This window comes from Streptomyces sp. CWNU-52B (assembly GCF_047444975.1).
Classification (GTDB): domain Bacteria; phylum Actinomycetota; class Actinomycetes; order Streptomycetales; family Streptomycetaceae; genus Streptomyces.
Genome location: NZ_JBLFJV010000078.1, coordinates 1 through 530 on the forward strand (window position 1 = coordinate 1; position 530 = coordinate 530).

General features: G+C 69.8%; 1 pseudogene. It reads right to left on the bottom strand.

The annotated features are described in order from the left end of the window. Positions 1 to 530, bottom strand: a pseudogene (locus ACLVWQ_RS40530) (2-oxoglutarate ferredoxin oxidoreductase subunit alpha); the annotation flags it as partial.

The following is a 530-nucleotide window of genomic DNA, read 5'->3' on the forward strand; positions in this document are numbered from 1 at the left end:
TCCACCAGGTATTTCGCCCGGACCAGCGTGGCGAGCTGGCCGAGGTTCATCTCGGGGACGATCACTTTGTCGTAACGCTTCAGCACCGTGCCGAGGTTGTGGGGGAAGGGGTTGAGGTGGCGCAGGTGGGCCTGGGCGATGCTGTCGCCGGCCGCTCGCAGGCGGCGGACCGCGGCGGTGATGGGCCCGTAGGTGGAGCCCCAGCCCAGGACCAGGGTGTCCGCGCCGTGCGGGTCGTCGACCTCGACGTCCGCGACGTCGATGCCGTCGATCTTCGCCTGCCGGATCCGGACCATGAAGTCGTGGTTGGCGGGGTCGTAGGAGATGTTGCCCGTGCCGTCCTGCTTCTCGATGCCGCCGATGCGGTGTTCCAGGCCCGGGGTGCCGGGGACGGCCCAGGGGCGGGCGAGGGTCTGCGGGTCGCGTTTGTAGGGCCAGAAGACCTCGGTGCCGTCGTCCAGGGTGTGGTTGGGGCCCTGGGCGAACTGCACCCGCAGATCGGGCAGTTCGTCGGTCTCGGGGATGCGCCA